Annotated in this window: 13 protein-coding genes; 7 read left to right on the top strand and 6 right to left on the bottom strand. The window is 37.3% G+C overall.

Annotated features, from left to right (window positions below; all coding sequences use genetic code 11):
* The first annotated feature begins 172 nt into the window (after window positions 1–172).
* Window positions 173–421 carry a GlsB/YeaQ/YmgE family stress response membrane protein gene (locus tag BTO08_RS21685; protein ID WP_105062604.1) on the top strand — a complete coding sequence of 83 codons (249 nt, stop codon included), beginning with the start codon at window positions 173–175 and terminating at the stop codon, window positions 419–421.
* A 75-nt stretch (window positions 422–496) separates the two neighbouring features.
* On the opposite strand, the gene BTO08_RS21680 is transcribed toward BTO08_RS21685, so the two are convergent.
* Complete coding sequence (locus BTO08_RS21680; protein ID WP_105062603.1) at window positions 497–1,399, bottom strand: chemotaxis protein; 903 nt, start codon at window positions 1,397–1,399, stop codon at window positions 497–499.
* Window positions 1,400–1,843: 444 nt separating this feature from the next.
* On the opposite strand from BTO08_RS21680, the gene BTO08_RS21675 reads away from it, so the two are divergent.
* The 5 genes from BTO08_RS21675 (at window position 1,844) to BTO08_RS21660 (ending at window position 6,385) form a co-directional block, all read left to right on the top strand.
* On the top strand, window positions 1,844–3,922 hold the full coding sequence (locus BTO08_RS21675; RefSeq protein ID WP_105062602.1) for a glycosyl hydrolase family 18 protein: 2,079 nt from the start codon (window positions 1,844–1,846) through the stop codon (window positions 3,920–3,922).
* Between the two features lie 123 nt (window positions 3,923–4,045).
* Window positions 4,046–4,204: a hypothetical protein gene (locus BTO08_RS22410; RefSeq protein WP_198038520.1), complete on the top strand. Its 159-nt coding sequence runs from the start codon at window positions 4,046–4,048 to the stop codon at window positions 4,202–4,204.
* A gap of 192 nt (window positions 4,205–4,396) precedes the next feature.
* Window positions 4,397–4,642, top strand: a complete 246-nt coding sequence (locus tag BTO08_RS21670) for a hypothetical protein (RefSeq protein ID WP_105062601.1) — start codon at window positions 4,397–4,399, stop codon at window positions 4,640–4,642.
* Window positions 4,643–4,754: 112 nt separating this feature from the next.
* A complete protein-coding gene (locus BTO08_RS21665; protein ID WP_105062600.1) occupies window positions 4,755–5,579 on the top strand; it encodes a GGDEF domain-containing protein in 825 nt (274 codons plus the stop codon).
* A 149-nt stretch (window positions 5,580–5,728) separates the two neighbouring features.
* Complete coding sequence (locus tag BTO08_RS21660) at window positions 5,729–6,385, top strand: SH3 domain-containing protein (RefSeq protein WP_045132245.1); 657 nt, start codon at window positions 5,729–5,731, stop codon at window positions 6,383–6,385.
* A 107-nt stretch (window positions 6,386–6,492) separates the two neighbouring features.
* Here the strand turns inward: BTO08_RS21660 and BTO08_RS21655 are convergent, their stop codons facing one another.
* The gene (locus tag BTO08_RS21655; RefSeq protein ID WP_105062599.1) at window positions 6,493–6,669 is read right to left on the bottom strand and encodes a DUF6435 family protein; all 177 of its coding nucleotides are present in this window, start codon (window positions 6,667–6,669) and stop codon (window positions 6,493–6,495) included.
* 157 nt (window positions 6,670–6,826) lie between these two features.
* On the opposite strand from BTO08_RS21655, the gene BTO08_RS21650 reads away from it, so the two are divergent.
* A complete protein-coding gene (locus BTO08_RS21650; protein ID WP_105062598.1) occupies window positions 6,827–7,579 on the top strand; it encodes a TatD family hydrolase in 753 nt (250 codons plus the stop codon).
* Between the two features lie 118 nt (window positions 7,580–7,697).
* Here the strand turns inward: BTO08_RS21650 and BTO08_RS21645 are convergent, their stop codons facing one another.
* The 4 genes from BTO08_RS21645 to BTO08_RS21630 all read right to left on the bottom strand — a co-directional run bounded on the left by BTO08_RS21645 (window position 7,698) and on the right by BTO08_RS21630 (window position 12,206).
* Entirely contained in the window at window positions 7,698–8,687 is a 990-nt protein-coding gene (locus tag BTO08_RS21645; protein ID WP_105062597.1) for an LBF_2804 family protein, read from the bottom strand.
* Between the two features lie 221 nt (window positions 8,688–8,908).
* A complete protein-coding gene (locus BTO08_RS21640) occupies window positions 8,909–9,349 on the bottom strand; it encodes a hypothetical protein (protein ID WP_105062596.1) in 441 nt (146 codons plus the stop codon).
* A 193-nt stretch (window positions 9,350–9,542) separates the two neighbouring features.
* Window positions 9,543–10,922 (bottom strand): D-alanyl-D-alanine carboxypeptidase family protein, encoded by a 1,380-nt coding sequence (locus BTO08_RS21635; RefSeq protein ID WP_105062716.1) that lies wholly within the window; start codon window positions 10,920–10,922, stop codon window positions 9,543–9,545.
* A gap of 369 nt (window positions 10,923–11,291) precedes the next feature.
* Window positions 11,292–12,206, bottom strand: a complete 915-nt coding sequence (locus BTO08_RS21630) for a DnaJ C-terminal domain-containing protein (protein ID WP_105062595.1) — start codon at window positions 12,204–12,206, stop codon at window positions 11,292–11,294.
* Between the last annotated feature and the right edge of the window lie 224 nt (window positions 12,207–12,430).

The following is a 12,430-nucleotide window of genomic DNA, read 5'->3' as shown; positions in this document are numbered from 1 at the left end:
GAGAAGAAGTCAAAAGATCTTATGTGATAAAAGTTAATGTAATCATATTTGGTATATAAGTTTCTTATTATTTTATAAAATCTCTGACAAAGATTTGAACTTCGTTAGCTGATACCTGTCTACACTTACCAATTATAAGTATTTACAATTTTAATAAGTATAGGAGCTCTTAATGGGTATTTTATCTTGGATTATTCTTGGTTTGATTGCTGGTGCATTGGCAAAGTTTTTAATGCCTGGTAAAGATGGCGGTGGTTGGATTGTAACAATGGCATTGGGTATTGGCGGTGCATTTGTTGGTGGGTTTGTTGGTAAATTTATTGGTTTAGGCCATGCTACTGGTGTAAATATTGGCAGCATCATTACCGCTACCTTGGGTGCATTTATTATTCTGTTTATCTATAATCGTTTTATTCGTTAATCTAATGCAATAATAGATTATAAAAGCGAGAAATTACCGATAGTAATATAACTGGTGATTTCTCGCTTTTTCATTTTAGCTGTTTAATGCTAAATGCTGCTCCGCACCTCGTAACATCGCATGAATTAATTCATTCGCTTCAAATTTTGTCAGTGCTTCTTGAGCACCAACTTGGTGTGCTTGAGATACACTTATTTCACTTGAAAGGGATGTGTGTAAAATAATATAGGTTGAGACGAGCGCATCGGTGTTTTTGACATTGAATGCGAGTTCATACCCATCTAGCCCTGGCATTTCGATATCACTAACCAAAATATGGAATGGATCTTTTGCTTGCGCAGCCGTTTGCATCATATTAAAAGCATCTTGCCCATTTTTGGCAACAAAGTAGGGCACACTGATACTATCAAGTGCTTGAGTTAATTGTTTTCTGGCGACGGCGGAATCATCAACTAATAATATTTTTAACGGGCGTAAAGTCTCACGTTCAATATCTGTTAATGTCGGCAGTAACGTTGAAGGATCATCTGGAAAAATTTTAGAGAGAAGCAATTCAACATCTAATAGTTGAATCAATTTGTCTGCATCGCGCATAACACCAGTAACAAAAATATCACTACCTAAATGTTGGGGAGGTGCTTCAATATTTTGCCAGTTACACTCTGTGATCCGTTCAATCCCTCTTACCAAGAATCCGACTAACTTACGTCGACAATCCGTAATGATAATAAAGCAACGTTGACGCTCTTCTTGGCTGATAGCGGGATAACCAATTGCTTTGGCCATATCAATAACAGGAACGGTGTCACCACGTAATGTAGTGGTACCAAGTACAGTTGGGTGAGATTTTGGGATAACACTTAAATTTGTATAAGGTACGATTTCACGGACTTTAAGCGTACCAATCGCAAAGCTTTGTAGTGTGGACAGCTTAAAAAGTAACATCCCTTGTGATGCATTCGTTGCATTCTTTATCATACCGAATCCATTGCATAGATAATTTATATTAATAAGTCATTATAATAACACTATCGTAATTTATACCAAACGTTTATAAATAAAAATCCACAATTAATATATTAGTAAATTAACTTTAATATTATTTTTTGATCTTAGTGGAAATAATGAGTAAAAGTACATTTGTTATCTTTATTTACTGCGAATATCGTTACTAACGATAAGTATTATTCATTGGCATTGTCTTTCTTTCATCGTGGTTGGTTTTTTGATTGCTGACTAATAACTCGGCCTTATTTTTCTATCTAACATATCTTTATTATTTATTGATGAACAAGGTAAGAGATAAATTTGGTATGGCGACATAATGCTACTAAGTGGTTGGTTATAGAAATAGTGTTGGAAATATCACTACGTTGTCAGTGAGATGATTGCACTACCTGTACTAGGTAGATGGAGTGGAATATGTGTATAAAAATAAAAAAAGCATGGATAGCATGTGTTACATCTAGCCTAATTGTAACTTGTACCTCAACTAATGTGTATGCAGTACCTATGCATAATAAGAATGTTATTGGTTATCTTACGCAGTGGGAAGCCGCAAAAGGTGTTGAGGCTGGGTATTCTATTCAAGGTGAAGCGACACAGCTTAATATTAATTTAGATATATATTCTATGATTAATTTCTCTTTTTTTGGTGTCGCAAAAGATGGTTCTTTGCATAGTGGTGATTTTCGTAATAGTGAACTGTATCTAGAGAGCACAGCTCAAGAACCAGCCCCATTATTTAGTACATCAAATAGTTGGGACCTTCCAATCTTATGGGGGGAGGTAGAATATATTGATTACTTCCCTTTTAACGAAGTGTCTGATGCGGATAATTTTGCCAAAGTCAAAGCGCAAGGATTTGTTCCCCAGGGACATGGTTGGAGACATTTGCCATCAGGAGTTACGGGTAATATGCCGATCCCTCTAAAAACAAAAGGAGAGGCACTGGGGTTGCTTGAACTAGCTCACCGTAAAGACGTTAAAGTGATGGCATCAATTGGTGGCTGGAGTATGTCTAAACATTTTCCAGAGATGGCGGCTAATCCGGATAAAAAAGCCCGCTTTCTTGCAGATATCGATAAATTAATCGCCTTTGGCTTTGATGGTATTGATATCAACTGGGAATATCCTGGTTTTGGAGGCATGAATTTTAGTGGTAGTACCGATGATTTCGCCAACTTTGAACAATTAATGGAAGATATTCGTACTCATATCGGACCTGATAAATTACTGTCTGCTGCATTTTCAGCCTCGACATCAAAGCTTGCTGGATACGATTGGGGGCGTTTAGCGAAATCGATAGATTATTTTAATATGATGACGTATGACCTTGATGGAGGTTGGTCGACTGTTGCAGGTCATAACGCGCCACTTTACCCTTATCCGGAGAAAACCAGTGATTCACTTAACCTTGATACTCTTCGAGGTTGGCTATTAGAACGTGGTATCGCGCCTGAAAAAATAAATCTAGGCATTGCATTTTATGGTCGTGGAGTAAAAACCACAGCAGCCAATGCCTATGTCGGTGCCCCTACAGCTAAAAGTAAAATGGAATTCGTTATAGATGGTCCAGCTATGTCTGCTGCTGATACTTACCATTGGGCTGCACATGATGGTCAACCTAATTACAATAAGATTGTTAAAGCGATTGGCTGGGAGCATAAGTGGGATGCAAACGCACAAGTTCCGTATGCAATAAAAGAGCAATATTTTTTAAGCTACGATAACCCCCAGTCAGTAACGGAAAAAGCCAAGTACGTGGTTAATCACGATTTAGGTGGGGTCGTGGTTTGGCAGGTCAGTGGTGATATTCAATGTTATGGTCAGTTCCTATCTTACGGTGATAAGTTAAAGCAATGTACTCAGTTGTCTTCGCCATTAGCCGAGGCGATAGATAATGTTTTTTCAAATACAGAAAAGAATACAGCTCCAAAGCTTATCGTACCGTCTCAACAGTCGACTGCGTCACAGCAAACGTTACAATTTATGGTTGCAGCAACTGATGCGGAAAATAATTCATTAACTTTCACAGCAATAAATGCACAGATTGTCACTGCAGAAAATGGCAGTGCGATTGTTAGTTTTACAGCGCCTAAAACGACAACTGATGTCACCACAAGCGTGACGATTATCGTGTCAGACGGGCAAGCTGAAACGATAAAATCAGTTATTATCACTGTGAAAGGAAAAAAAGAACCCCCTTTAAATGAAGAGCTCTGGGATATAAATACCGTGTATCATGCAGGTGATAGTGTCATGTTTAACACTGTGCGTTATATCGCACAGTGGTGGACGAAAGGTGAAAAACCAGATGTATCACCTGTATGGGTTGCTGACAATCGCGATGATACGAATGTAACCCTTCAATGGCAGCCCAACAGTGTTTATCATGGTGGTGATAGCGTGAATTATCAGGGGCATATTTATCAAGCTAAATGGTGGTCACAAGGTGATAAGCCTGATCATAAAAATTCACCATGGAAATTAATTGAATAATTGAATGGCTATTTATTCATTGTATATTGCGTTAAATATTCATAATGATCTTTTCACGGCAGGATTTTTATTCAACGTTATACTCACAATGGTATATCAACAAAGATCGGTTAAGGAGTGAACATGGACTTAGTGAATAAAAAAGGCGAAATCGCAGTCTTGGCAGATAATCTAACATTAAAAGAAATTGTTGATATGGGATTTTCCGTCGACTTATGCGATAGCGCTTATGATAAAAATGAACATTGGACAGTAGAATCTAAATCAGAATCACAAGAGTAATCGGAAAAATAAGAAAAGCTTCTTTATTAAAAGAAGCTTTTTTGTGAATTCTATTATTGAATAAGAATCGATATTAATATCAATTAAATAAAAAATATTTAAGCGATAATCTAAATACCGATAAGATGTAATTTTTATCAGATAGGAGTAAGTTATTATTTTTTACGTAATGGGTATAACGAGTACTTTACGATGAATACTGCAGATCGAGAATTATTAGACAAAATTATTGAACTTGATGGTAAAGATTTAACTGCATTAAACCATGAAGAGAGAAAGATATTTGAAAGCTTTAAAAAACGTGAACATGAGTTTGGTTTACGTGTAGAAGTTGTTACTCAAGCACCGATTGAAGATTTACAACAAGGAACATCAAGCTATCTAGTCGAGAGTGAGGAGCATCGTTGCCCAAACCGAGTTTTGATCGTTAAAGAATAAGTGATGATATAGTCGTATCCGATTTTAAAAAATCTGTTCTAAATAATGCAACTTGATTCTTAATTGGTATTTGCTGTATATTTACAAAATATCGAATTCATGAATTATAGTAATGATTAATGCTGCTGAAGAATATTTAACGCCATTTTTAGCTGGTTTCCCTGGTTTTCTATGCGTTCGAAATAAAGAACATCGAATTGTTTTTATCAATGAAAACTTGAAGCATTGGCTGAATTTTCATACTAATGTTGATTTATTGGGTATGACGTATGAAGAAGTGATGTCGACTAATGTTCTTTCATCCTGTTTTATAACTTACGTTTACCACCATAATCTAGCTACGGATGTAAGTGCTCATTCATCGGCAAATGTTATTGAATGTAAACTAAAGAATAATACTCTCTATTTTGATGTAATAGAGTTTGACACAGTTATAAACACAGAGACGTTTTATTATACAGTTGCAAAAGATATTACTGATCTTTATTGTGAAAAAGAGCAATATCAGCATATATCATTAATTGATGATTTGAGTGGATTATATAATAAACGTTTTTTTAATAACTATTATTTCACAAATAAAAGTACCATTATTCTTATTGATTTAGATAACTTTAAACATGTGAATGATGATTATGGACATGTGAAAGGTGATGAATTAATTAAAAAATTCTCTTCATTGTTGCGTTCAATTTTTCGTTCAGAGGATTCGGTTATTCGTTATGGTGGGGATGAGTTTGTGATCATTACTGAAAATAATAATGCCTTGGCAATTAGAAATAGAATTAAGTTGATTAATGAAAAAATAAGTAATGATTTTGGTGACTTATCATTTGTATCATTTAGTTATGGTACTGAAAATTATCAAGGTGACATCGTTAAGACAATGAATATTATTGATAAAAAAATGTACGAGAATAAGAAATCAAAATTGTAAAATAATTTTACCTTGGATAAATTGAATGAGTTTAGACGTTGTTCATCTTCGATTAATTTAAGATACATAATATATCTGTTACAGGTTATGCGTGGTCAACCAGTATTTTAGACCTTTTAAATTAAGTCACTGTGCATAGAGGATATTTTATGAAACGTTCTATTCTAGCAGTTGCAGGTATTGCTGCTGTAGCGTGTATGAGTACTGCTGTATGGGCTGCTAATAATACCACTGAATCTATCAAGCTATATCAAGAGCCTAATGTTTCAGCCAAGGTAATTGAGACGATAAAAACAGATGTACCTTTGATCACTATCTTTAAAAATGAGGGTTGGTCTAAGGTCGGCGATCCAAGTAATGGTCAAACAGGTTGGATCCAAACGGTTGATTTAAAGAATGTAGATAGTGCATCAGCTAATGTGCAACCAAATCAAACGACTAAAACGGTAAAAACAGATAATGGTGAAAAAACCGTTACTAAAGGGACTGTGCAGACTCCACAGGGCCCAATGAATTATGAGATTGTTCAATTTCAATCCAAAGGTGATAACGCCAAAGTAGATAAAGCATTCTTTAAACAGTTGCAGCAACAACAAATTGAAATGAATAATGTATTTGCAAACTCATGGAATGATATGGGGGATATGCAAATGAATATGTCTAACTTAATGGCAAAACAGCAGCAGCAAATGATGGAAATGCAAAAGCAATTTCAGCAACTTGCGCAGCAAACAACGGTATCTTCCAATAATAAAATTGAATTAAAAGATGCAGCACCAGCGCAGGTACAGCCAGCAGCGAAATAAGCTTATTTTTAGTTAAGCAAGAAAGCCTCCAATAGCTTTAACTCTTAGAGTATAAAGATTATTGGAGGCTTTTTTTTGCTGAAATTAACAAGCCGTTTATGAAAAGCTCAGGTTTCAGATTGATTGAGGTGCTTGATTTGCTGAAATAGTTCATCAGCTTCTGCTGTTAACCGAGAATAGGTTCTGATGTCGCCATTCCTTTGTGCATGCATGGCTTCTTCAAGTAGCATTGAGTGGCGTTTTTTTAATTTTTTGGCGGGATAGTTTTTAAACCAAGAAAACATATAGATAACTCCATTAATTATATTTATATCGTATACGTAGTATGTGATATAAAAGATTAATTAAGCTAAAATTTAGACCTACTAATTATATTAACGCATTGAATAATAAACGTTCTTATGTTCTATTGTTTGTCTGACCTTGATTGGAAATATTACTGTGTTAATTGATATTCACTGCCATCTAGAAGGTGTGCTAGCGGTTGATAGGGAACGGTTTTTTAAGCAAAGCGGCAAAATAGGTGCTGTGTCTATGACCGAGGCAAGCGCGTTAGAATTGATACGCTTAAAACAACAATATTCAGATCAGATTTATCTATTTCTTGGTATTCACCCTGAGAAAGATGTCAGTGAACAAGAGATCCAAGCTGTTATTGATCTTATATACCAACATCGGCATTTATTATCTGGAATTGGCGAAATCGGTATTCCGTTTTTTTATTTAGATGAGAAAACAGAACAAGAAAAACACCTTATTAAACAGCACGGAAGTGAACGGTTAGCGCGTTTTGTTAAGATTGCAGCAGAGCTAAAACTACCTGTAAATTTGCATGTGGTAGAAGATGATATTCATTATGCGCTGCCTATTTTAAAGAACTATCAAATCAAAGGGGCGTTGTTCCATTGGTATGAAGGCAGTGACGAAAACCTCGCCTTACTTCATCAACAAGCGCATTTCATTTCAGTAAGTCCTTGGATCTTTGTCGAGCCCCATTACTTAGAGTTTGCGAAGAAAATTCCGCTTGATATGCTGTTGGTGGAGTCAGATTCACCGTGTAAATACAATGGCGTGCAAGGGGAGCCAAATATGATCAATCAAGTGATTGATGTATTAGCAGAACACCATCAATTATCTCGGGAACTAATGACAACACTAATCAATGAAAATACGAAACGCTTTCTGAAAATTTGAATTTGATGGTTTGTGGTTGTTTTCGCGTGCGACTATCAAGCTGACATATGAAAACCAAAGCCGCCTCGAATATATTAATTTGTGGAATACATTAAAGACGGCTTTTATTGTGGTGTGTTTAGCAAAGCAGAGGATTGCGCTTGGTTGCTTTAAGTACCCCAAGCTTGCACAACAACTGTTTTTCGATACGATTCGGTGAACGTCTGAAATAGAACAAATACTCGGTCATAACGGTGAGTTCTGCTTTTTCATTAACCGTTAGCGCATCAACACTTGCTAGTAACAAATCAACAGACTCAAGCTCTGTTATTACGCATTGTTTCTTTTTATGAAGTTGATCATAGAAGAATTCTAAATTGATATCACACTCTTGTTTATAGCTCTGTCTTACAGCAATTAAACGGAGTAGAGCAATAATGTAAGCTTGGCTCATCTCTTTAGCTTCAAGTTCAGCCAACTGGTTAAGTACATACACGCGCGCTGAAATACGTAATCGTACTTCGCTAAGGGCTTTTTGTTGTACCCATGCGTCCCAAAAGCCAGTGATTAAGGTAGAAACCAACGGAATATAAACACGTACGCTACTACGTGATAGCGATTTTTGTAGTAGTGCCTTAATAATAAAATTGCTGAGTATGTCTTTACCGGTATACAAGGCAACTTTGATATAGCGGAATTTACTAAACTGTTTATAAGGTTTTATTCCATGAATATTATCAACGGGCTCTGAAAGCTCCATAACGGCACGCACTAAGGATGCTTTCATTCTGTCACAAAACTGGTATTTAGCTGACGCGCGGTTGATGAGAATTGCGGTGGTAATAAACCCAATTTCAAATAGTAAAAATAATTCCAAGCTGATAAAGACAATGTTAATGACAACGAGTCTTATTAGGTTATCTAAGGCTAACCAGTTTTCTCCGAGTAACTCTAAATAGATTTCGAAAGAAACGATAAAAAAGGTTGTGATGAATCCAATAAAAAAAGAAAGCACAACACATAACTGACATAGTTTTTTATCATTTATAGTTTTGAAGAGACCCTGAGTTATTGGTAAATAACGCTCAACACGTTTGAGTCCCCAGTTTTCAATTTTTGCTTCAATCATGTTGTATATATCAAGCTCTTATAGAACATAATAATGGATGAGCATTTTAAATTGTAGAAAGGGAAACACATAATTAATTTCTAGAGGCGTATTAAAAATAAGCAGTTAGAAAAAATATCCAACTGCAATTTAAAATAATGAGTTGCTTTTAACGCATAATCACATAAAAAAGAGAACCTAATAAAACGGTAGTTTATTGTGACTGCTGTTTTGTTATTTCGTTACTTAGCAAGAAAACCAACATGAGATAATTGTTTTTTTGCTGATTGTTTTGATGGCTCATTTGATGATATTTGCGGTGTTTGTTCTGGCGTCTTAGCTTCTCTTGCAAGTAGACGGAAAACGGGTTGTCCATCTTCTTTTCTCACAAAAGCAACATCACGATAAAGTAGCTCGTCATCACTTTTAATGGCATCTAATTCTTGGTCTTTAATCAGTGATAATGGACCAATCATGGCTGTACAGTGATAGATTTTATGCTCGTAGTTATTAAATAACTTACAAGGCTGGTCGAGTACAAAAGTTTCACCAGGTTCTAAATGACGGCTATTTTCAACTGCACGGTTGATGTCAGAGATGCTAGCAAAAACTGTTGTTGATAAGCTAAGTAGTACAATACTCGTGAGCATTGTTAAGGGGGATTTTGATTTAAAAGTAGACATAATGATTATCCAAACAAAAAGCCAATACCTTATTCTCATCGACTAAAATATTGGCTTTATTAGTATGATGGCTATTGCGACTGGAGTTTACTATCCGTCAGGGGCAAATAAAAAGACAATTATCACAACGTTGTTTTTATTTACCACCTGGCGCTTGTTGTATAACCCAAAAGCGCAGCCTAATTTTCTGAGTCTACAGACCGTGAGACGCTAGCAAGTTATGAAAATACATTGAGATACTTGCCCAAATTCGGGTGAGCCAACCACCTTGCTGAACGCTATTTAGCGCGACAAGTGGCTCGGTTTTAATGACTTTGCCATTATAAGTTACCGTCATTTCGCCTAATTTTTCACCCTTATCAACCGGTGCTTTGATATCATGGTCAAATTGGAGATTAGTTAGCAGATCTTTCTCATCAATACTTGAAGGAAGAACTAAGGTTAGTGGCTTCTCAAGACCTAAAGAGACATTATCTTGCTGTCCTCCCCAAACGTGTTGTTCAGAAAGTTTGCTGTCTGCTTTATATAAGGTGTCTTGCTTGAAGAAACGGAAGCCATAATTGAATAGTCCTTTACTTTGAGCTGCGACATCATTCAGTGATTGCGTGCCTAGAACTACCGCAACCAAGTTCATTGGGTTATCTGGCATCTTAGCAGAGCTTACCAATGAGTACCCTGCGGCTTCTGTACTGCCTGTTTTCATACCCGTCGCATATTGATAAGTAAACAATAAGCGATTGAAATTTGGTTGGCGGATATGATTGTATTCAAAATACTTTTGACTGAAAAAATGAAAGTATTGAGGGTAGTCGTTCATGATGTGCTCTCCGAGAAGACCAAGATCATAAGCGGTAGAGAAATGTGCTGGTGCTGGCAGACCCATAACAGTGGTGAAGTGGGTATTGTGCATACCTAACTTGACTGCAGTCGCGTTCATCATCGAAACGAATGAAGATTGCGAACCCGCTACGTAATTTGCCAGTGTTACAGCGGCATCGTTCCCCGATTCAACAATGACACCTTGAATAAGATCTTTCACTGAAACATAAGAGCCTGGCTTCAAGAACATTCTTGAACCACCAGTGCGCCACGCGACTTCTGGCACGAGTACTTTCGAGTCTAGTGAGATTACACCGTCGGCCAGTTTTTGCTCAACAATGTACATTAGCATTAATTTTGTGGTACTGGCTGGAGCCATGCGCATGTTGGCATTGTTGGAAGCAATAATCTGTCCAGTGTTGGCATCAATTAAAATGAAAGCCCGTGCATTAAGACTCGGTGGGAATACTCCTGCCTGAGTCCACTTCTGCACCATAGTTTCAGGGATACCATTTGCACCACCGGCTTCTACTGGTGCAGGGGGCACTTGCACATTTTCTGGGATACTAACTTTTACGTCGATAGCACCAAAGTTATTGAGTGGAGCTTTTGCTTCTTTGTATTGTGTTGCCGCATAGTAATCACTATTAGGCATGGTGTTCGCCGCATCATTGCTAGGCGTGGCAAATACTGTACTGGAGGAAAATAATGCAGCGATTGCTACTGCTAAGGAAAGCTGTTTTATAGTTGTCATAAGGGTTTTAAATTTACAGTTATTCACTAAAAGCGCGATATAAAAAAGCGATTAGATAAGATACTGACTTCAGCGGGTCATTATTGCCCGCTGGGTCAATCCATCACTACCACGGCAATGGTGAGTGCTTTTCCGTTCTTAATCAGCTTTACGATGACTTTGGTCACGGACCGCATTATCCATAATGATGTCCTGAGCATTACGCGCTCTAGTGACCTGAATACTGTTGATAGCTATAACCAAATTATGGTGTTTAAGTCCTGCTTTCTCAGCAGGTCATTCGTTACCCGTATTGGTTATAGCCCTCGTATCTTGTCTGCTTCTATCCTACCAGCAGAACCATTATGGAAACCTGAACGGTAATGATATTTATGCAGCAGCAAATTCGGCAAGTAGCTCTTTTTGACGCTCACTTAGGTTCTGTGGTGTTTCAATTGTTAATTGAACAATTAAATCGCCAGTATTGCCTTTACGATCTGTGACTCCTTTGCCTTTGAGGCGGAATTTACGACCGTTTTGTGTCCCTTCAGGGATCTTAAGGCTAATCGCACCATTTAAGGTATTTACTTCAATCTTGCCACCTAATGCAGCAGTCACAAAGTCGGTAGTTGCTTTACAATGTAAATTATTACCTTCGCGCGTGTAACGTGGGTGAGGGCGAATATTCATTTGAATAAACACATCACCTTGTGGACCACCGTTGATACCCGGGTGACCTTTGCCACTTAAACGAATTCGACCGCCATCTTCAATACCTGCAGGGATCTTGATATTGAGCTTTTTATTTACTTGGCTCGTGCCTTCAAATACGGGTAAATCAATAACACGAGATGCACCATTAATCGCATCTTCTAAATCAATTTCCATTGTGTATTGAAGATCTTCGCCTTTTTGTGGACGAGTGGAATGACGGCTACCAAAGCCTCCACGACCACCACGAGCATTTGAGAACATGTCACCAAATGCGCCACCAAAAATATCTTCAAAATCACCGTAACCGCCACCTTGGAAACCGCCGTGATGACCGCTACCATGATGTCCACCGCCCATACCTGGGTTATCAAACGCAGCATGACCAAATTGATCGTAAGCTGTACGTTTTTCTTTGTCGGTTAAAATTTCGTAAGCTGCTTTTACTTCTTTAAATTTGTCAGCAGCCGTTGGATCATCCGGATTTTTGTCTGGGTGAAACTTCATTGCGAGTTTTTTGTACGCTTTTTTAATTTCTTTTTCTGATGCAGTTTTGGCGACACCAAGAACTTCATAAAAATCACGTTTTGACATTGGTAACACCTCTTATCTCAACTGAGATAACTATCTGGAACATTCTCCGCTAATCATACCCAAAAACGATAATTGATTTAAGCGTAATGAACGATTAAAGGCACAGATAGTTAGCCAAATTAGATTTACATTTTGCATGTTGTTATTGTAGAAAAGGGCGAGAGATGTTGATCTCTTCGCCCGTCTCTATTCATTGCGATTGAATGCTACCACTGATAGCAAAC

Source organism: Photobacterium angustum (genome assembly GCF_002954615.1).
GTDB classification, from domain to species: domain Bacteria; phylum Pseudomonadota; class Gammaproteobacteria; order Enterobacterales; family Vibrionaceae; genus Photobacterium; species Photobacterium angustum_A.
Note: the sequence above shows the minus strand (reverse complement) of the source record. Positions and strands in the feature narration are given on the sequence as shown.